The sequence below is a fragment of the Streptomyces sp. NPDC016851 genome, assembly GCF_055562795.1.
Genome location: NZ_JBVHEP010000002.1, coordinates 547,923 through 567,658, shown reverse-complemented (window position 1 = coordinate 567,658; position 19,736 = coordinate 547,923). Strand labels below are relative to the sequence as shown.

Genomic DNA, 19,736 nt, shown 5'->3' with positions numbered 1-19,736 from the left:
CCCTCGGCCCCGGGGGCCCCCCCCCCCCCCCCCCCCCCCCGGGGGGGGGGGGCCCCCCCCCCCGCCCCCCCGCCCCCCCCCCCCCCCCCCCCCCCCCCCCCGGGGGGCCCCCCCCGCTCCGAGGTGCATGCTCCTGGGTGCACGGTCCGAGCCGCTGCTCAGGCAGCCACCGGCGTCTGGTCCGTGGCCTGCCGGCCCTGCGCCGAGGTGCGCTTGGCCAGCAGCCGGTCCACGCCGAAGGCGCCGGAACCGGTGAAGATCAGCAGGAACATGGACCAGCAGTACATGGCCGCGCCCTCACCGCTGTTCTCGATCGGCCACAGGCCCTGCGGCTGGTGGACCTTGAAGTACGCGTACGCCATCGCGCCGGAGGCGACGAACGCCGCGACGCGGGTGCCCAGGCCCAGCAGGACCAGGGTGCCGCCGACGAGTTCGATGACGGCCGCGTACCAGTTCGGCCAGGCGCCGGTCGCCGCGGTGCCGCCCTTGCCGTCCACGCCTCCGAGGACTCCGAAGAGCGCGACGGCGCCGTGGCAGGCGAAGAGCAGGCCGATGACGATCCGGAACAGTCCGAGAGCGTACGGCTGCGCGCCGTTCAGGCGTGCGGTCATGTGGGGGTCTCCTTCGGTCGGCCGGCCTGGGGAGGGCCGGTCGGGGGACAGAACCGATGAGTAACCCACGTTAGGAGTGCCTAATAGATGCTTGCAAGTTCAACATTTGGCCACTGGTTCACCTGTCGTTGGGGCGCATTTTCCGCCGCAACCGCACGTAGAGCGGCTCTGGCCACCGCGTCCGCGTCCGAAAGCATGACCGAATCCACACCCGGACGAGCTCCCGCCGCCGTCACCCAGTGCACGCCCTCCGTCGGCACTCCGAAGGCGAACCGCCTGGTATGCGGGACTCCTTGACGGTCTATCAGATGATACGGGCGTGGCGTCACATCCAACCCGCCTGTCTCATAACCGTCTACGGTGTGCGGACGGCACCGCCCGGTCCGCAGCAGCTCCGCAAGGAGCCCATCGGCTGATTTCCGCACGTCGGGCTCCGGCAGACGGGCCTCTATGAGGGTTCTCACACGGACGGCCGAACCCGGCACGTCGGGTGAGTGTGCTGCCCAGGCCCCGTCCGCCTCCGTCACCTTCAGGCGCGGCCCGAGCACCCGCACCACCCCCGCCTCCACCAGGGCCGCCAGCTCCTCGATGCGGCGCCGGGGCGGGCCGATGGACAGGAAGGCGTTGAGCGGGGTGTACCAGCGGTCCAGGTGGTCCCGGCGGGAGGCGCCGGCGAGGCCGCCGTGGTCGACGATCAGCCGGAGTTCGTTGCGCAGGTCGCGCAGCACGTCGAGGGCCGCCTTCAGCGGGCCGCGCACATTGCCCAGGGCGGCCTGCGCGGCGTCCTCGCGCAGGTACGACAGCAGCCAGTCACGCCACTCGCCGGGATGCGCGAAGCCCCGTCCGGCGTACGGCCGGGAGATCCGCTCCCAGCTCCAGCGGTCTTCGTCCGCCACGCCGAACTCGGCCAGCAGCACGGCCTCTTGGGGATCTCCGTGCGGTACGGACAGGAAGTGACCGGTGAACTCCTGGCACTGCCGCGCGGAGGCTCCGGATTGCCGGAGCAGCGCGGTGCAGTACACCGTCTCCACCTCCTTCGCGACCAACGGCCATATCTCCGCCAGGAAGTCGGGCGCCTCCCCGGAGTCGGCGCGCTTGCGGAAGCCCGCGATCACGTCCGGTGTGAGGATCAGCGGGTCGTGCCGGCCGTACGCCCCCTTCGCGTTGTCGCCGCGCGCCTGGTACGGGATGCCGCGCCGCGACCCGGCGTACAGCCGCGGTTCGCGGCCGGAGGGGAGGTAGCGCAGGCCCTGGGCGTCCCGTACGAAACGGCCGCCGCGGCCGGTCGTCAGCAGGGCCGTGTGGTCGAAGAAGTTGAGGCCGAGGCCGCGCAGCAGGACGGGCTCGCCGGGCGGTACGCAGGACAGGTCGAGGTCGGCCGGATTGACGGGCGGGATGTGGCGCAGGCCGTGGCGTGCGGCGTGGGCGGCCAGGCGCCGCAGGCCCGGGCCGGCGGTCGCCGGCAGGTGCCCCTGGGCCAGGACCACGGCGGACAGGCCGGTCAGGGTGCGGCCGTCGTCGAGGGTGAGGGCCTGGTGGCCGGCGGAGGCGTCGTCGAGCCGTACCGCGCGGGCCCGGTGCGTCTCGACGCGGACGGCCGCCGGCGCGTCCCGCACGACGCGCGCGAACACCCACTCCAGGTAACGGCCGTACTGCGCCCGGGTCGGGTACTCGTCCGGGCCGAGCGTGCCGCGCGCCCACTCGTGCAGGCTCGGGCCCGGGCGGATCGGGCCCGAGCAGTCCACGCTGTCGTCGGTGAACAGGGTCACCTGGCAGGCCACGGTGTTCATCAGCAGCTCGGGCGACTGGTCGGTACGCCAGACGCGGCCCGGGCCCGGCGGGTCCGGGTCGATCACGTGGACCGTCAGCCGGGCTCCGGGCGGGAGGAGCTCAGGGGCGGAGGCGCAGAGGCGTTCCAGGACGCTGGTACCGCGCGGGCCGGCACCGACCAGCGCGACGGAAAACAGTGCGGGTTCTGCGGTCGGCGCAGGCAAGGGTGGGACTCCCGGGCGTGTGGGGCGCGATCGGCGGTCCGTCGGTGGGGAAGGGGACGGTCCGCCTCATCATGCCGTCGCCGGGAGCGGGAACCGAAGGCCGTGGCGAAGGATTGACCTCGCTGTGGGGCGCGTCACGAGCATCACGGTCACCGGGGCAGCAAACAGGCGGAACACATCGGTTACGGGGCAAGCTCGGAGTCCAGGAGGGTCGTCAGACGCGGGCCCTTGCCCTCCCGCGTCCGCGCCTGCTCCAGTCGCAGCCGCGCCGAACGGCCGCGCAGGGTCAGCGTCATGAGCTGGTTCCCGAACCAGGGGCCGCCCGTCTTGCGCCAGCCGACCGGCGGCCGGGGGAGGCGTCCGTGCCGGGCGAGACCGCGGCCCAGCCCGCGGGCCACCGCGCTCCAGCCGATGCGGAAGGCCATCCGGATCGACGTGGGGACGGAGTTGTGGACGGGTGAGCAGACGAGCTGCACCACCCGGGCGTCCGGGCCCCGCCCGGGCCACGAGGGCTCGGCGATGTAGGCGTGGTGCACGTCCCCCGACAGCACGCACACCGTCGCCGGGGCGTCCCGCCCCGAGCCGGCCTCGGCGATCAGCTCGGCCAGCCCGGCGAACGACTCGGGGAACGCCGACCAGTGCTCCAGGTCGGCGGCCCGCCGCACCTTCTCCCCGAACCGCGCCCAGCGCTCGCCCCGTTCGCCCCGGCACAGCGCCGCGTTCCAGCCCTCGGCGTCGTGCACCAGGTGCGGCAGCAGCCAGGGCAGCGAGGTGCCCAGGAGGAGGTGGTCGTACGACCCGGGGCTGTCCAGTACCTGCTCGCGCAGCCAGGCCTCCTCGCCCGGGTCGAGCATCGCGCGGCGGTCCTCGTCGAGGACGCGGGCGGCCCGGCTGTCGACCATCAGCAGGCGCACGCGCCCGAAGTCGCGCCGGTAGCTCCAGCGGGCCGTGGCCGGGTCGGCGTCGGCCCGGGCGGCGAAGGTGCGCAGCACGTCGGTGCCGTCGGGGACCTTGCGGACGTCCTCGTACACCGGGTCGGCCGCCAGCTCCGCCGGGGAGAGGTTCCCCAGGTGCTGGTGAACCCAGTACGACATCAGGCCGCTCAGCAGCCGCTCCCGCCACCAGTCGGTGGCCCGCATGTCGGCGAGCCAGGCGGCGGAGGTGTTCCAGTCATCGACGACGTCGTGATCGTCGAAGATCATGAAACTCGGCACGGTGGACAGCAGCCAGCGGATGCGGGGGTCGAGCCACGACTCGTAGTAGAGGTGCGTGTATTCCTCGTAGTCCGCGACCCCGTTGCCCGGCGGTTCGTCCAGGTCGCGGCGGGCCGCCAGCCAGCGCTGCGTCGTCTCGGAGGTCTCGTCGGCGTACACCTGGTCGCCGAGCAGCAGCAGGACGTCGGGCCGCTCGCCCTCCGGTTCGGCCACGAGGCGGGTGGCCAGCGCGTCCAGGGCGTCCGGGCCCACGGGGTCGTGCCCGCCGGCCGGCGGGGCGGCCCAGCGACAGGAGCCGAAGGCGACCCGGAGGCCGCCCTCGCCGCCCGGCGCGTGGATCGCCGAGGGCGGGAAGGGGGATTCGGGCAGCGGCCACACGCGGGTGCCGTCGAGGAAGACCTCGTACGTCGTGGTCGTACCGGCCGTGAGGCCCGTCACCGGGATCAGCGCGTAGTGGTGGCCCGCGACCTGGAAGGTCGGGGCCGTGCCGCCGGCGCCGTCGGCGCAGCGCACCGCGGCCGTGCACGGACGGCTCGTCTCGACCCATACGGTCGCGGACGAGCCGTCGGTGTGTCTCAGCAGCGGTCCGAGCCGCAGTCCGGCCATCGCCGATCCCCTCTCCGTCGCCCCGTACGGTACGGAACGACGGAGGCCGGCGGGGAGGTTCCGGCGCGCGGAATCGCGCGTGTCAGCGGTTCGCGGCGTGTCAGCAGTTCGCGAGGTGGCTCTGGAGCGCGGACTTCTCGGCCGAGTCGACCGACAGGCCGTAGTAGTACTTCACCTGGACCCAGGCGCGGACGTAAGTGCAGCGGTACGCCGTCCGGGAGGGCATCCAGGTGGCCGGGTCCTGGTCGCCCTTGGCCTGGTTGACGTTGTCGGTGACGGCGATGAGCTGCGGGCGGGTCAGGTCGTTGGCGAAGGACTGGCGGCGGGAGGTCGTCCAGGAGTCGGCGCCGGAGTCCCAGGCCTCGGCCAGCGGGACCAGGTGGTCGATGTCGACGTCGGAGGCGGCGGACCAGGTGGCACCGTCGTAGACGGAGTACCAGCTGCCGCTGGTGGCGCCGCAGGAGGAGTCCTGCTGGACGTTCGAGCCGTCGCGCTTGAGGACGACCTCGCGGGTGTTGCAGGCGCCGGACTGGGTGATCCAGTGCGGGAAGAGGTCGCGGTTGTAGCCGGTGCGGTCCTCGGTGGCCACCGTGAGGGAGGCGAGGTAGGAGCGGGCGGTGGCCCCGCTGACGGGGGTGGGCAGGGCGGCGGAGGCGGCCGGGCCGTTGAGAAGCCCGGCCGAGGCTATGAGACCGGTGAGGCCCGCGAGTATGCTGAGCCGTCGACGCGCGTAGAACTTCGGCATGCGAACTCCCTTGTGGGGTGGGGGCGTTGGGCTGCGAGCGAGGGAATGCTCGTCGCGCCGTGTTGCGGGGAGGTGTGCGCCCGGTGAGAAGTTAGTGACGCGTGCATGACATGACAAGCTTTAAGGCGGAACTTTTCGCTCCAGGGGTGTCGCGTACCATGGACGGCGCAGAAGGGGAGTAGCTCTTCGCCGGACCGTCGACATACTGCTCAGCTCGTCTGAGCCGGCGCCCGGAGGCAGGTCCTGCTGGTTCGTCCAGGGGCCCCGCCAGCGAGACCTTCGGCAAGCAGTGCACGCCCGTGCCCCACGGCACGGGTGCCGAGTGTGCTGCCGTGCCGAGGTGTCGTGTGTGAGGAGCCAGCACTCTCGGTGGGGCAGCCCCGACCGATTGAGGAACCCTTGATCAGCCTGACCGTGACGGCCGTCGTCTTCGGCGTCGTCTTTCTCGCCGAACTGCCGGACAAGACCGCCCTGGCCGGCCTCGTCCTCGGCACCCGCTATCGCGCCTCCTACGTCTTCGCCGGTGTCGCCGCCGCGTTCGCGCTGCATGTCGCGCTCGCGGTCGCGGCCGGCAGTGTGCTGACGCTGCTGCCGCAGCAGATCGTGCAGGCGCTGACGGGCGTGCTCTTCCTGGGCGGGGCGGCGGTCCTGCTGCTGAAGAAGGGCGAGGACGAGGAAGAGGTCCGCAAGCCGGAGAACCAGTCGTTCTGGAAGGTCTCGGGCGCGGGCTTCATGCTCATCCTGGTCGCCGAGTTCGGTGATCTCACGCAGATCATGACGGCGAACCTGGCCGCCCGCTACGACGACCCGCTCTCCGTCGGCCTGGGCGCGGTGCTGGCGCTGTGGGCGGTGGCCGGGATCGGCATCGTCGGCGGAAAGGCGCTGATGAGGAAGGTGCCGCTGCGGCTGATCACGCAGGTCGCGGCGCTGGTGATGGTCGCTCTCGGGGTGTGGAGCCTGTGGGAGGCCGTGACCGGGTGAGCCGCAGCGAGCTGAACGGCGGGTGAAGGTCTGCGGGAGGCCCTGGCCGATCCGGGGATTGTTTTGTACCGTGGAGAAACAAAGTGGCTCCCGCCCGTTTTCCCTGACCGGCGGGCGGGGCCGCCTTGTCCCTCCCGGGGGCTGCCGTGCACCCTCGTACGCGCCCTGAGCCTTGGAGCTGCCGATGACGGCCACCGCCGTGCTCACCGCCCGCGCCCTCCTGCTGGACATGGACGGCACCCTCGTCAACTCCGACGCCTCGGTCGAACGCGTCTGGCGGCGCTGGTCCGAGGCGCACGGGCTCGACCCGGACGAGGTCATGAAGGTCGTCCACGGACGGCAGGGCTACGCGTCGATGGCGCTGCTGCTGCCCGGCCGGCCGATGGAACAGAACCACGCCGACAACGCCCGGATGCTCGCCGAGGAGACGGCCGACACCGAGGGTGTCGTCCCGATCCCCGGAGCGCCGGAGTTCCTCGCCTCGCTGCGGGGGCTGCCGCACGCGCTCGTGACCTCCGCCGACGTTCCGCTGTCGACGGCGCGGATGGCCGCGGCCGGGCTGGACCAGCCCGAGGTGCGGGTGACCGCGGAGTCCGTCGGGGCGAGCAAGCCCGACCCGGAGGGCTTTCTGAAGGGCGCCGCCGAACTCGGTGTGGCGCCTGAGGACTGTGTGGTCTTCGAGGACTCCGGGGCCGGGATCGCGGCGGGGCGCGCCGCCGGGATGACGGTGGTCGGGGTCGGGTCCCGGGCCGCGTTCCACGAGCCGGACGTGGTGGTGGACGATCTCACGCGGGTGCGTGTGGAGGCTCTGGCGGACGGGACGATCCGTCTGCACATCGGGACATCGGGTGAGGGACGCGCGTCGGCTGTCGGCTGAGGGGCGTAGTCGTCCGGTCGGTCAGAGGTGGGCGGCGATGGTGCGCGCGCACTCCAGGGCCTCGGTGTGGGTGGTGTCCACCTCCAGGTCGTAGTGCACGTCCTCGTGCACGAGCTGTGCCTGCGACGCGGCCATGCCCCGGACGCGGTCCCCTCGGGCGATCTCACGGCCCTCGGCGACCGCGCTGTCGCACCTGACGCCGACCCACAGCACGTCGAGTCCGGCCAGGGCCTTCCGCCAGCGCTCCTGAGAGTGCGGTCCGCCGAGGAAGACGTCGTCGACGATGACCCCGGCTCCGGCCCCGGCCATCGCGGCGATGCCCTCGGTCCAGGCCGCGTCCAGTGCGCCGAACTCCGCGCCGACGCTCACCCCGCCGTCCGCCGTGAAGGTGATCCCTCCCTCCGAACCCCGCATCCGCGCGGGCAGCGCCTCGACGAACGAGTCGACGCCGAAGGCCAGCCACGGGTCCGGCAGCACCTCCTGCAGACACCGGACGATCCCGGACTTGCCCGAACTGGAACCGCCGTTGAGCACGATCACCTGAGTAGTCACGGCGTCACAGTAGGGCGGCCGGGGCGGTCACGGCTTCTTGGTTTCCGACTCCAGCTTGGCCCGCGTCTCCCGGTCGTAGACACCGAGGTCGTCGGTCTGGATGCCGCGTGACCACTGGTAATTGCGGACGGCCTCCTCGAGCCGGCCGTCGTAGTCGCCGTCGGGGTCCTCGCCGAAGAGGTACAACTGGCGCAGCCGGAGCTGGAGTTCGGTGACCTCCGGGCCGCGGTCGCCCAGGCGCAGGACGGTGGAGCCGCCGCTCTGGCGGGAGTTGCCGGGGGGCGCGTTCCCGGGGCCGGTGGCCGTGGCGGACGCCGAGGGCGCCGACGGGGTGGCCGACTGCGACGGGCTCGGCGAGGCGCTCGAAGCGGACGGTGACGGGGGGGCCGAGGGGCTCCTGCTGGCCGACGGCGACGGCGGCGGTGCGGCGGGGGCCGACGGCGTGACCTGGGCGCTCTGCGCCGGGGGCGTGGACGCCGGGCTGCTCGACGGGGCGTCCGGCACGCTGGCCCGGAGGTCGTCCGGCAGCGCGGTGTCACGGGACGGCGCCTCGTAGGAGAACAGCCCGCTCGCGAGCCCGGCCGCGGCCACGACGGCGACACAGGCCCCGGCGGCCGCACCGAGCAGCACGCCACGCCGCCGACGCCGGGGCCTCCGGCCGAACTCGTCCGCTACCGGCCTGCCCCGGCCGTGTCCTCCCGTGCCGTCGAAAAGCCGCAGGTCGGTGACGCTGGGCTCGGTCGTGGCGGGGACCAGGGGTTTCGGCAGCGGCGCGGTGGCGGATGAGGCGGGCACCCCGGAAGCGGCCGGGGAGCCCGACGGCCCGGAGATGCCCGGCGAGGCCGGGGGCACCGGCAGTCCGGAGGCGCCCGGCGAGGCCGGGGAAACCGGCAGCACGGTGGTCGCGTCCGGGTCGACCGGGCGCAGGGGCATGGTCGCGTCGGCGGGGGAGGGCGGCGGCGCGGCGCCGTCGGCGCGCGGGGTCTGCCCGGGGTTCGTCACGGGCCGTCGCGGAGCGCCCTCGGCTGCCTGCGCGGGCTCCTCGGTGTGCCGCCGGTCCGTCGGGTGGGTCCGGGGTGGTCGCGGGGCGTCGGCGGCCGTCTGCCCCGGGGTGCGGCGCGGGGCGCCTTCGCCCGCCTGCGCTAAGGCCTGGGGGTGTGGGTTCTCCGCGGGCGAGGGCCGACGGTCTGCGTGCGTTCGCCGTGAGGTGTCTTCGGCCGCCCGGGCGGAGTGCTCGGGTGCGGAGGCCGTCGTGTGCGGGGGTGCGGACGGGCCGTCCGTGCGGGCGGGTCGCGGAGTGCCCTCGGCCGCCCGGCCTGGAGCGTCGGCAGGCGAGGCCTGGCCGTACCGGGGCGAGGCGGAACGGTTCGCCGGGGACGGCTCGTCGGTGTGCCGGGGCTCCGCCGGGTGGGTCCGGGGCGGTCGCGGGGTGCTGTCGGGTGTCCGCCCGGGGGCTCGTCGCGGGGCGCCTTCGCTCGCCCGTGCGGACTCCGTGGGGTCCGTGGGCGAGAGCGAGCTGTCCGCGTGGGCTTGCCCGGGGGTGCCTTCGGGTGCCCGCGTGGGGTGCTCGGGGCCTGCGCCCTTCGCGTGCCAGAGCGTGGTCGGAACGTCCGCGCGGGGGGCGGCCGCCCGGTCGGGTGCGGCGGCGGGTGCGGTCTGGGCGTGCAGGAGCGAGGTGGGTGCGTCCGCCCCGGACGGCTGTGCTGGGCCGTCGGCGTGCCGGGGCCCGGCCGGTTGGGTTCGGGACAGCCGCGGGGCGTCGCCGGCCGGCCGCCCGGGCATCCGGCGCGGGGCGGCTTCGGGGGTCGGCGTCGGGTTCTCGGTGTGGGAGGCCCGTGTGGGTGTGGGCCTGCCGTCCGTGTGGGGTTGCCGTGGGGTGTGGTCGGCTGCCCGGGTGGGGTGGTCGGGGCCGGAGGTCGTCGCCTGCGAGGGCTTGGACGGGGCGTCCGGGCGGGTTGGTCGCGGGGCGGCTTCGGGGGTCGGCGTCGGGTTGTCGGCGTGGGAGGCCCCTGTGGGTGTGGGCCTGCCGTCCGTGTGGGGGCGCCCTGGGGTGTGGTCGGCCGCCCCGGTGGGCCGCTCGGGGCCCGGGGTCGTCGTGTGCGAGGGCGTGGACGGGGCGTCCGCGTAGGGTCGCCGTGCCGTGTCGTCGGCTGCCCGGGTGGGCCGCTCGGGGCGAGGGGCCGTCGTGTGCGAGGGCGTGGACGCGTGGGGTCGTCGCGGGGCGGCGTCGGCCGGCCGCGTGGGCGCGTCCGTGTGTGAGGGCGGCGTGGGGCGGCCCTCCGCGGACGGGCGGCCCGGCGTGACCTCGTCCTCAGGGGACCGTGTGGGCGTGTCGGGTGTGAGTTCGACGTACGGGCGGATGCGGAGTGGGTCGAAGTCCTCCGCTGCCGCCGCCTGAGTCGTGCGGGCCTTGCGGAGGGCCTCTGCGGCGCGGTGCGTGCAGGTGCAGGACGGGGTGTTGTCCGGCTTTCTGGGCGTGCCGCACTCCGGGCACGGGTGGCCGATCGGCTGTTCCACGCGTTCCTCCCTCCCCTCGCGAACTCCAGCTCCCCTCGCGAACTCCAGAGATTATCCAGATCTTCTCCACAGTGCGGGCGGCCAGCTCCCGGAATGAAAGCTTCCAAAAGGACTCGGCGGGCCATAACAGGTCACACCGGTCACGATGGAAAATGTCACAGGACCCTCGGGAGGTCTCATGGCTGGGCATGCGCACGCCACGAAGGCATCGGACCAGGGCGCCGCCGTCCGGGAGCAGGTGCCCGGCAACGTCCTGGTCTCCATCGGCGCCCTGCTCCTCGGCATGCTGCTCGCCGCCCTCGACCAGACCATCGTGTCGACCGCGCTGCCCACCATCGTCAGCGACCTCGGCGGCATGGATCACCTGTCCTGGGTGGTCACCGCCTACCTTCTGGCCGCGACCGCCGCGACCCCGCTGTGGGGCAAACTCGGCGACCAGTACGGCCGGAAACGGCTGTTCCAGACGGCGATCGTGATCTTCCTCGTCGGCTCCGCGCTGTGCGGCGCGGCGCAGGACATGACGCAGCTCATCGCCTTCCGGGCCGTGCAGGGCCTCGGCGGCGGCGGGCTGATGGTGTTGTCGATGGCCATCGTCGGGGATCTCGTGCCGCCTCGCGAACGCGGGCGCTACCAGGGGCTGTTCGGTGCAGTGTTCGGCGCGACGAGCGTGCTCGGGCCGCTGCTCGGCGGGCTGTTCACCCAGCACGCCAGCTGGCGCTGGGTGTTCTACGTCAACCTGCCCGTCGGCGTCGTCGCGCTCGCCGTGATCGCGGCCGTGCTGCACATCCCGCGCCGGACGCAGCGGCACGTCATCGACTACCTCGGCACGTTCCTCATCGCGGCCGTCGCCACCTGCCTGGTGCTCGTCGCCTCCCTCGGGGTCACGACCTGGAGCTGGGGGTCCGCGCAGATCGTCGCCCTCGCGGTGCTCGGCGTCGTCCTCGCCGTCGCCTTCGTGGCCGTCGAGCGGCGGGCCGCCGAACCCGTCCTGCCGCTGAAACTCTTCCGCGTGCGCACCTTCACGCTCGCCGCCGTGATCAGTTTCGTCGTCGGCTTCGCGATGTTCGGCGCGATGGTCTACCTGCCGACGTTCCTCCAGGTCGTGCAGGGCATCAGCCCGACCATGTCCGGTGTGCACATGCTGCCGATGGTGCTGGGGCTGCTGCTGGCCTCCACCGCCTCCGGGCAGATCGTCAGCCGCACCGGCCGCTGGAAGGTGTTCCCGATCGCCGGCACCGGCGTCACCACCCTCGGGCTGCTCCTGCTCCACCAGCTCGACGAGCACAGCTCCACCGCCGAGCTGAGCGGCTTCTTCTTCGTCTTCGGACTCGGCCTCGGCCTGGTGATGCAGGTCCTCGTGCTCATCGTGCAGAACGCCGTCCCGTACGAGGACCTGGGCGTCGCCACCTCCGGTGCCACCTTCTTCCGCTCCATCGGCGCCTCGTTCGGCGTCGCCGTCTTCGGCACGGTCTTCGCGGGCCGGCTCGGCGACCAGCTCACGGACGCCCTCCGGGGGACCCCGCTGCCGCCCGGCGTCTCCGTGGGCGCGCTGGAGGCCGACCCGCGCGGCATCGCCGCCCTGCCGCCCGGCCTGCGCCCGCCGGCCCTGCACGCGTACTCCGTGGCCATCACGGACGTCTTCCTGTACGCCGCTCCGGTCGCGCTCGTCGGCTTCGTGCTGGCCTGGTTCCTGAAGGAGGACCGGCTGCGCGGCTCGGTCACCGCGCCCGACGTCACGGAGACCCTGGCCAGCAACCCCGTCGAGCGGTCCTCGTACGACGAGGTGTGCCGTGCGCTGTCGGTGCTCGGCACCCGCGCGGGGCGGCGCGAGATCTACCGGAAGATCACCGCCCGGGCGGGCTACGACCTGCTGCCCGCGGCGAGCTGGCTGCTGCTGCGGATCAGGCGGCACGGCTCGGTGGAGCCGGCCGTGCTGGCCGAGCGGATGCCCGTGTCGCTGCCCGTGATCATGGCGGCCGCGCGCCAGGTCGAGGAGCGCGGGCTGGCCGTGCGCACGGGCCTCGACATGGTGCTGACCGACCGGGGACGCGAGGTCGCCGAGCGCCTGTCCGCGGCCCGTGAGGCGTCCCTCGCCGAGTTGCTCGGCGACTGGTGGGGGCCGGACCGGCCGACCGACCTCGTCCGACTCGTGCGGGAGTTGAACGGCGAGCTGTGCGGCTCGCGGCGGGAGCGGCCGTACGCCGAGCGTCCGTATGCCGAGCGGGCGGTCTGAAAGAGAAGAGAACTCCTGGTTCAGGTGAGGTGCTTGGTGAACCAGTGCTCGGCGTACGCGTCGTCGTTGTGCGGCTCGGTCTCCACGTAGCCGAGCCGGGCGTAGAGGGCGCGGGCTTCAACGAGGTCACCGCGGGTGTCCAGAATCATCCGCCGGGCACCCAGCGCGCGGGCGGCGTCCTCGGCGGCCCGGACCAGCAGCCCGGCACCGCCCTTGCCGCGCATCGCCTCGTGCAGGAAGACCCGCTTGAGCTCGGCGGTCGTGCCGTCGACCAGCCGTACGCCCGCGGTGCCGGCCGGCTCACCGCCGTACCGGGCGACCAGCAACTGCCCGCCGGGTGGGGCGAGATCGGCGCCCGGCTCCTTGGCGATCTCCCGCTCCAGTTCGTCCGGGTCGGTCCGGCGCCCCTCGTGCAGCAGGTACCAGCGGTCGCTGACCTCGGTGTAGTACGCCCGCCACAGGGCGACGGCGACGGGGGAGTCGTACGGTTCCGGGGTCACGGTCCAAGTCATGACCGGCATTCTCCGCGGGGGCCGTAGCGGGTCCGCAACCCGATAACCCCGGGGGCGTCCGGGCCCGGGCGCCGTTTGGGGGCCTGCTTCCGGGCTACCCGGTCGGCGAACCGGCTCGCGAGGAGAGCCGGTTGGGCCGAGAACCCGGAAGGCATTCATGTCCACTGGCCTGATCATTGCACTGATCGTGATCGCGGCGGTCGTCGTCATCATCGCGGCCGCCATGACCCTGCGCGCCCGAGGGGCTCGGCGCGGCCCGAGCCTGAAGCGGCGCTTCGGACCCGAGTACGACCTGGCCGTCGCGCGGCACGACGGCGACACCAAGGCCGCCGAGCGGGAGCTCGCCGAGCGCGTGGAGCGCCACGGTGAGCTGCGCGAACGCGCACTGGAGCCGGCACAGCGCGAGCAGTACGAGGCGCGCTGGACGGCCGCTCAGGAGCGGTTCGTCGACTCGCCGCGGGAGGCGGTCGCCGAGGCGGACCGGCTGCTCGCTGAGCTCGCCGGTGCCCGGGGCTTCCCGGACGGCGGGCAGTACGAGGAACAGCTCGCGGCGCTGTCCGTGCACCACGCCCACCACGTGGACGGCTACCGGCGCGTCCACCGCGCGGCGCACCTGCGCGCGGACGACGCCCGGGACGGCGGCACCGGTACGGAAGACATGCGTGAGGCCATGGTGGCGGCCCGCGCCCTGTTCGAGGAACTGGTGCGTCCGGCCCGCCACGACGGCGGGGACCACGTCGCCGGCCCGCACCTGGGCGGACGCCATGAGGGCGGACGGCACAAGGCCGGGCTGAACGGCGGACGCAAGGCCACCGCCGGCCGCGGCGGACACATGCCGTGGGCGATGCACCGACGTCAGGCGAAGGAGAGTTGAGTTCGATGTCCGACATGACCCGACCGCCCGGCGATGACACCCGCGACGCGCAGGTCACCTCTGACACTCGCGTCACCCCCGGCACCGCCTCCCCCACCCCCGGCACCAGTGGCTCCTCCGTCGGCCCCGATGCCCGCGGTGAGACCGCCCTGGGCACCGGTCACGGCACCGGCCACGGCACAGGCCTCGCCGGTGCCAAGGAACGGGAAGGCACCACCTCCCAGGGCTCCCACGGCACGCCCGCGCACCTGTTCCCCCACGACGAGTCCGACAAACTCACCTCGCAGTTGCACCACGCCGTCGCCGAGTTCGTCGACGCGCCCCGGGCCGCCGTCGAGGAGGCCGACCACGTGCTGGAGGAGATCGCGGCCCGGTTCACCGAGGCCGTGACGCAGCGCCGCCGCACCCTGCGCCACTCCTGGCAAGCGGTGGAGGGCGGCGAGGGCAAGCCGGTGTCGAGCGGCGACACCGAGCAGCTCAGGTTGGCCCTGAAGGACTACCGGGAGCTGGCGGAACGGCTGCTGCACGTCTGAGCCGGGTGCTCCCGAGCCCCGGTCACCGGTCCGCCCGGCGCTCCCGCCATTGCCGTACGACGTCTTCGACGTCGTACGGCTTTTTACCGAGCGGGGGGCCGGGCGGAGGCTTGAACATCATGTCGCGGATCTTGTCGTTGATCTCGCCGATGATCTTCCTGACGGCCTGCTCCGAGGGCGCCGCGTACGCGGCCAGGAGCGCGTCCTCCGCCTCCTTGCGCAGTGCCAGTGTCGGCGGCAGGACCGAGAGGCCCTCGCGGGCCATCTTCCGCTTGACCCACCACAGTTCGTCGTAGGTGGAGTCCACATCGGCCGGCAGCGGTCGGCCCGCCCCCGGCAGCCGCTCGAACGCGCCGCGTGTCTCCGCATCACGGATCTGTTTGTCGACCCAGGACTCGAAGTCGACGCCGGGTGGCTTTCGCTCGGTCATGAACCCATTGTGCCGGACACCGTGCGGCCTGGCGTTCTATCATGCGGCGGGCTTGCAGTCCCATCAGGACGTCTCAGGAGGAGCGCACGTGCTCGAACTCACCATGGCCGCCGTGTCCGCGGCGGAGGAGGGTGCCACGGCCGGCATGCTCATGGCCGACGCGCCCAGCGAGCCGGGTGCCGTGCTGCGGGTGGGCCGTGACAAGTCGGTGTGCCGGCTCTCCACGCCGGACGACTGGCTGTTCGTCTCCCGCGTCCACCTGGAGTTCCTGTGCGGGGCCGACGGGACCTGGCAGCTGACCTGGCTGCGCGGCTCCCAGCCCGACCCGTCCTCCGAAGTCCGGCTCACCGTGGGGGAGTACGTCCAGCCCCTCGCCTACGGAGGCACCGTCCCGCTGCCCAGGGGCGGCAGCGGCGAGGTCATCGTCCAGGACCGCACCGCCCCGCGCAGCGTCAACGTCGGTTTCTTCCACGAGGTGTGACGCCGGAGGTCAGGCCAGCACCCGTGCCAGCGCGAACCCGTCGTACCCCTTCATGCCGACCGTCTGGATGGCCGTGCCGCTCAACCGCGGGTGGCTGCCGATCAGTTCGATCGCGGCGCGGGTGCCCGTCACGTCCGGTGCGGTGCTCGCCGCGTCGGTGACGCGGCCGCCGCGTACGACGTTGTCGAGGACGATGAGGCTGCCCGTGCTGGTGAGCTTCAGGGCCCACTCCACGTAGTGCGGGTTGTTGGCCTTGTCGGCATCGATGAAGACCAGGTCGAAGGGGGGCGGGTTCTCGTCGGCCAGCTTGGGCAGGGACTCCAGGGCCGGGCCGATCCGGACCTCGACGAGCTTGTCCAGGCCGGCGCGGGCGATGTTGCGGACGGCGACCTCGGCGTGCCTGGGGTCGTACTCCAGGGAGACCAGCCGCCCGTCGGCGGGCAGGGCGCGGCCCAGCCAGATGGTGCTGTAGCCGCCGAGCGTGCCGATCTCCAGGATGTGGCGGGCGCCCTGGATCTGGGCCAGGAGCTGGAGGAGCTTGCCCTGGTTTCCGGAGACGTTGATGTGCGGAAGCCCGGCGGCGTCGCTGTCGCGCAGGGTGGCCGCCAGGGCTTCGTCGTCAGGGGCGAGGCGGGCGGTGAAGTAGGCGTCGACCTCGTCCCAGACGTGCGACTCGCTCATGCACCTCTACCTTTCGTACGCATAGTTAGCATCCCTAACTACTGGCGTGACGAAGATACGTGGTGCACCGGTGCACTGTCAGGGGGATTTCCCCCGGCGTGTCTCAGCCGGCCACGGACGGTGCCGAACCCGGCAGCGGGCGCCCGGCCGACTCCGCCATGCGCCACACCGCGAAACCGCCGATGACGGCCGCGGCCATCATGTAGTACGCGGGCATCATCATGTTCCCGGTGGCGCCGATCAGGGCCGTGACCACCAGCGGCGTCGTCCCGCCGAAGAGGGACACGGAGACGTTGAAGCCGATGGACAGGGAGCCGTAGCGGACCTTCGTCGGGAACAGCGCCGGGAGCGCCGAGGGCATGGCCGCCGTGAAGCAGACCAGCAGCAGGCCGAGGGCGCCCATGCCGAGGGCGACCGCGAGCAGGCTGCCCTCGCGGATCAGCAGCAGGGCCGGGACGGACAGCAGCAGGAAGCCCGCGCAGCCGGTGGCGATCACCGGGCGGCGGCCGACCCGGTCGGTCAGCGCGCCGGCGAACGGCTGGACGATCATCATCAGGGCCATCACGCCGAGCACGACGAGCAGGCCGTGCGTCTCGTCGTAGTGGAGCTGACCGGTCAGGTAGCTCGGCATGTACGACAGCAGCATGTAGTCGGTGACGTTGAAGACCAGCACCAGGCCGACGCAGAGCAGCAGCGCGCGCCACTGGCCGGTGATCATCTCGCGCAGCGGCACCTTGGGGCGGTGGGTCTCGGCCTTCTCGATCTCGGCCGCGAACGCCGGGGTCTCCTCCAGGCGCAGTCGCAGGTAGAGGCCGATGATGCCCATCGGACCCGCGATCAGGAAGGGGATGCGCCAGCCCCAGGAGGTCAGGTCGTCGGCGGAGAGCAGGGCCGTCATCACCGTGACCAGGCCCGCGCCGCCGATGTAGCCGGCGAGGGTGCCGAACTCCAGCCAGCTGCCGAGGAAGCCGCGCCGCTTGTCGGGGGCGTACTCGGCGATGAAGGTGGAGGCACCCGCGTACTCGCCGCCGGTGGAGAAGCCCTGCACGAGGCGGGCCACGAGGAGCAGGATCGGCGCGCCGACACCGATCGTCGCGTACGACGGGATCAGGCCGATCGCGAAGGTGCCCGCGGCCATCATGATCATGGTGAGCGCGAGGACCTTCTGGCGGCCGACGCGGTCGCCGAGCGGGCCGAAGACCATGCCGCCGAGAGGGCGGACCAGGAAGGCCGCGGCGAAGGCGCCGAACGTGGAGAGCAGCTGTGCGGTGGGGTTGCCCGAGGGGAAGAAGACCTTGCCCAGCGTGACCGCGATGTAGCTGTAGACGCCGAAGTCGAACCATTCCATCGCGTTGCCCAGCGCCGCCGCCTTCACGGCGCGCTTGACGAGCGCGGGGTCGGTGACGGTGGTGTCGCGGGATTTCGCTGCGCGGCTCTTCAGGCCGGACGCGGGAGCGACGACTGAGACAGTCGACAAGACTCGCTCGCCTACCTTTCGACGGGGACAGGGACGCGGTCCGCGCGGCGGCGCTGTCGTACGGGCCGAAAAGCGACGATAGGCGAAGAAAAGCCCTGTACGGGCGGTACGCCTTTCGTTGCAGGATGCATCTAAACACCGGCTATGCAGGCACGTATGCCCGGCTGGGAGCGGTTCCCACGAGATCTTGGTGTGATCCTTCTCGCGTCGCGAGAGGCAACCACGCGCCTCGCGCACTATCGTCAACCGGACGAAGGGGGGCATACCGGGTAGAGGGTCGACGAGGCGTGGCGAATGCGGAGCGCAGCGGACGACCGGCGGAAGCCTTCGGAGCGACAGCCGTCGGCAGCCCCCGCACATCCACCGGCACGCCCACCCGCGCACCCCTGCGCATGGCCTGTCTCGCGCTGTGGCTGATCGTCGCCGCCCTCGCCGCACGGCAGGTCACCGTCGTGCTCGGCACCCCGCGCGGGGAGCGGCTGACGGATCTGGAGACCTGGGTCGGGCCGGGCGGCGTCCTGCACGTGAACGGCTCGCTCTACGACTCGGCCCGCTTCACCGGCACCCCCTTCAACGGCCTCGTCCTCAAGCCCCTCACCCGAGCGGCCGAACAGGCCCTCGGCGGGGGCTGGACCTTCGGCACGCTGCTGCTGGTCGTCGCCCTCGGCCTGGTCGCCGCGCGCGCCCTGCCCCAGCCCATCGGCCGCCGCACGGCCCTGCTGGCCGCCCCCGTCGCCATCAGTCTGCTCATGCTGTCCCTGCCGGTCCGCAACACGCTGTGGCTCGGCCAGACCAGCATCATCCCCGTCCTGCTCGTCCTGCTGGGCTGTTTCGCCGCCCGCGGCCAGCGGACCAGCGGCCTGCTCATCGGTGTCGCCGCAGCGCTCCAGCCCACCCTGCTGCTCTTCACGCCCCTGCTGTGGTTCACCGGCCGCAGACGCGCCGCGCTCTCCACCGGCGTCACCTTCGCCGCCTGCACCGCACTGGCCTGGGCGGCGATGCCGCACGACTCCCACCGCTACTGGGTCCACCACCTGGCGGGCGTCGGCCTCGGCGGCGCGGCCGACGACCTCGCCAACCAGTCCCTGCACGGCGCCCTGCTCCGGCTCGGCCTGACCGGCCCCCCGGAGATCGCGCTCTTCCTGACGCTCGGCGCGGCCGTCGCCGTCCTGGCGCTGCGCCGCGCCGTGCGGTACGTCGACGACGGCCAGCTCCTCCTGGCCGTCGCGATCACCGGCTGCGCCGCGATCGTCGTCTCGCCCACGGCCTGGCAGCACCAGCTGCTGTGGGTGCTGCTCGCGGTCGTCGGCCGGGCCGGCAGACGCGCCGGTGACCGGTACGTCTGGCCGGTCGCCGTCGTCCTGGTCATGACCCTGCCGACCAGGATGCTGCTGCCGGAGATGCGGGCGCTGGACCCGCTGGGCACCAACCTCGTCCTGCTCGCCGCCCTCGCCGCCGCCACGGCCGTGCCGTTCCTCTCCCGCAGCTCCCCGCACTACCAGTCGCCGACACCGCCCGAGTACGCCCCCGCCGCCCCGGCCCGCTTCCGGCACATCCCGCTCGCGCCCTTCCTGCGCCGGGTCCTCACCCGACCGAACCTCCTCCTGGAACTCCTCCTCCTGCGGGTCACCTACGCCGCCTACGCCCAGGTCCGGCTCGCCGCGACCGGCGGCAGCATCTCGGCCGGCCGGGCCGAGGCCGAGGAGAACGGCCGGCAGATCCTCGGCCTGGAACGCGCCCTGCACCTCGACGTCGAACACTGGGCCAACCACACCGTCGTCACGATCGACTGGCTACGGGACTTCTGCGACTTCTACTACGTGTCGCTGCACTTCGTCGCCCCGCTGACCGTCCTGGCCGTCCTGTACTGGCGCCGCCCGGCCGACTACCGCTGGGCCCGCTCCGCCCTGGGCTTCGCCACCCTGCTCGCCCTGATCGGCTTCTGGCTCTACCCGCTGGCCCCGCCCCGGCTGATGCCGACACTCGGCTTCATCGACACCGTCCACGGCGTCCAGGATTTCTCCCAGCCCGACTACGGCACGCTCACCGCCCTGACGAACCAGTACGCGGCGATGCCGTCCCTGCACTTCGGCTGGTCGCTGTGGTGCGGCGTCGTCATCGCCGTCCTGGCACGCCGCTGGTGGGTCAAGGCGCTGGGGGTGCTGCACCCGCTGTTCACCCTGTGCGCGATCGTGGCGACCGGGAATCACTGGGTGCTGGACGCGGCCGGGGGCGCAGTGGTGGTGGGCGCGGGCTTCGCGCTCACCTATCTGCTGTCCGGCCCCCGGGCCGCCACCGCCGCGGCGGCCGAACGTGAACGCACAACGACCCGAAAAACCGTGCACAGTTGACAAGTCCTGCCGTGTTCACCCGCCCCCTTCTGCACTCCTCCCCGAGATGCAACCCGGGTGAGGGACG

At 72.9% G+C, this 19,736-nt stretch carries 17 protein-coding genes; 7 read left to right on the top strand and 10 right to left on the bottom strand.

Going from position 1 to position 19,736, the window contains the following annotated elements; translation table 11 throughout:
• Window positions 1-158: 158 nt before the first annotated feature.
• The 4 genes from ACZ3I3_RS05300 to ACZ3I3_RS05285 all read right to left on the bottom strand — a co-directional run bounded on the left by ACZ3I3_RS05300 (window position 159) and on the right by ACZ3I3_RS05285 (window position 5,170).
• Window positions 159-611 carry a DoxX family protein gene (locus ACZ3I3_RS05300; protein WP_467362700.1) on the bottom strand — a complete coding sequence of 151 codons (453 nt, stop codon included), beginning with the start codon at window positions 609-611 and terminating at the stop codon, window positions 159-161.
• A gap of 80 nt (window positions 612-691) precedes the next feature.
• The gene (locus tag ACZ3I3_RS05295; RefSeq protein ID WP_467362699.1) at window positions 692-2,605 is read right to left on the bottom strand and encodes an FAD/NAD(P)-binding protein; all 1,914 of its coding nucleotides are present in this window, start codon (window positions 2,603-2,605) and stop codon (window positions 692-694) included.
• 182 nt (window positions 2,606-2,787) lie between these two features.
• Entirely contained in the window at window positions 2,788-4,425 is a 1,638-nt protein-coding gene (locus ACZ3I3_RS05290) for an alkaline phosphatase D family protein (protein ID WP_467362697.1), read from the bottom strand.
• Between the two features lie 100 nt (window positions 4,426-4,525).
• Complete coding sequence (locus ACZ3I3_RS05285; RefSeq protein ID WP_467362695.1) at window positions 4,526-5,170, bottom strand: HNH endonuclease family protein; 645 nt, start codon at window positions 5,168-5,170, stop codon at window positions 4,526-4,528.
• Between the two features lie 399 nt (window positions 5,171-5,569).
• On the opposite strand from ACZ3I3_RS05285, the gene ACZ3I3_RS05280 reads away from it, so the two are divergent.
• Together ACZ3I3_RS05280 and ACZ3I3_RS05275 are read left to right on the top strand one after the other, a co-directional pair.
• A complete protein-coding gene (locus tag ACZ3I3_RS05280) occupies window positions 5,570-6,151 on the top strand; it encodes a TMEM165/GDT1 family protein (RefSeq protein WP_467362693.1) in 582 nt (193 codons plus the stop codon).
• A gap of 184 nt (window positions 6,152-6,335) precedes the next feature.
• Window positions 6,336-7,028 carry an HAD-IA family hydrolase gene (locus ACZ3I3_RS05275; RefSeq protein WP_467362691.1) on the top strand — a complete coding sequence of 231 codons (693 nt, stop codon included), beginning with the start codon at window positions 6,336-6,338 and terminating at the stop codon, window positions 7,026-7,028.
• Between the two features lie 21 nt (window positions 7,029-7,049).
• Here ACZ3I3_RS05275 and cpt read toward each other — a convergent pair whose 3' ends face one another.
• On the bottom strand, window positions 7,050-7,580 hold the full coding sequence (gene cpt / locus ACZ3I3_RS05270) for a chloramphenicol phosphotransferase CPT (RefSeq protein ID WP_467362689.1): 531 nt from the start codon (window positions 7,578-7,580) through the stop codon (window positions 7,050-7,052).
• 27 nt (window positions 7,581-7,607) lie between these two features.
• The gene (locus tag ACZ3I3_RS05265; RefSeq protein ID WP_467362687.1) at window positions 7,608-10,097 is read right to left on the bottom strand and encodes a peptidoglycan-binding domain-containing protein; all 2,490 of its coding nucleotides are present in this window, start codon (window positions 10,095-10,097) and stop codon (window positions 7,608-7,610) included.
• 178 nt (window positions 10,098-10,275) lie between these two features.
• Between ACZ3I3_RS05265 and ACZ3I3_RS05260 the strand changes: the two genes are divergently transcribed.
• Window positions 10,276-12,330, top strand: coding sequence for an MFS transporter (locus ACZ3I3_RS05260; protein ID WP_467362685.1), 2,055 nt, complete (start codon window positions 10,276-10,278; stop codon window positions 12,328-12,330).
• Window positions 12,331-12,350: 20 nt separating this feature from the next.
• Here ACZ3I3_RS05260 and ACZ3I3_RS05255 read toward each other — a convergent pair whose 3' ends face one another.
• Window positions 12,351-12,842, bottom strand: coding sequence for a GNAT family N-acetyltransferase (locus ACZ3I3_RS05255; RefSeq protein ID WP_467362683.1), 492 nt, complete (start codon window positions 12,840-12,842; stop codon window positions 12,351-12,353).
• A 157-nt stretch (window positions 12,843-12,999) separates the two neighbouring features.
• On the opposite strand from ACZ3I3_RS05255, the gene ACZ3I3_RS05250 reads away from it, so the two are divergent.
• Complete coding sequence (locus ACZ3I3_RS05250; protein ID WP_399409394.1) at window positions 13,000-13,716, top strand: hypothetical protein; 717 nt, start codon at window positions 13,000-13,002, stop codon at window positions 13,714-13,716.
• A 5-nt stretch (window positions 13,717-13,721) separates the two neighbouring features.
• Window positions 13,722-14,249, top strand: coding sequence for a hypothetical protein (locus ACZ3I3_RS05245; RefSeq protein ID WP_467362681.1), 528 nt, complete (start codon window positions 13,722-13,724; stop codon window positions 14,247-14,249).
• 22 nt (window positions 14,250-14,271) lie between these two features.
• Here ACZ3I3_RS05245 and ACZ3I3_RS05240 read toward each other — a convergent pair whose 3' ends face one another.
• Window positions 14,272-14,679: a DnaJ family domain-containing protein gene (locus tag ACZ3I3_RS05240; protein ID WP_467362679.1), complete on the bottom strand. Its 408-nt coding sequence runs from the start codon at window positions 14,677-14,679 to the stop codon at window positions 14,272-14,274.
• Window positions 14,680-14,767: 88 nt separating this feature from the next.
• Here ACZ3I3_RS05240 and ACZ3I3_RS05235 point away from each other — a divergent pair, with 88 nt between their 5' ends.
• Entirely contained in the window at window positions 14,768-15,160 is a 393-nt protein-coding gene (locus ACZ3I3_RS05235; protein WP_279545403.1) for an FHA domain-containing protein, read from the top strand.
• Window positions 15,161-15,169: 9 nt separating this feature from the next.
• Here ACZ3I3_RS05235 and ACZ3I3_RS05230 read toward each other — a convergent pair whose 3' ends face one another.
• Window positions 15,170-15,841, bottom strand: a complete 672-nt coding sequence (locus tag ACZ3I3_RS05230; protein WP_467362676.1) for an O-methyltransferase — start codon at window positions 15,839-15,841, stop codon at window positions 15,170-15,172.
• A gap of 103 nt (window positions 15,842-15,944) precedes the next feature.
• Entirely contained in the window at window positions 15,945-17,318 is a 1,374-nt protein-coding gene (gene proP / locus ACZ3I3_RS05225; protein WP_467362674.1) for a glycine betaine/L-proline transporter ProP, read from the bottom strand.
• 287 nt (window positions 17,319-17,605) lie between these two features.
• Between proP and ACZ3I3_RS05220 the strand changes: the two genes are divergently transcribed.
• Window positions 17,606-19,669 (top strand): bifunctional glycosyltransferase 87/phosphatase PAP2 family protein, encoded by a 2,064-nt coding sequence (locus tag ACZ3I3_RS05220; RefSeq protein ID WP_467362672.1) that lies wholly within the window; start codon window positions 17,606-17,608, stop codon window positions 19,667-19,669.
• The last annotated feature ends 67 nt before the right edge of the window (window positions 19,670-19,736 follow it).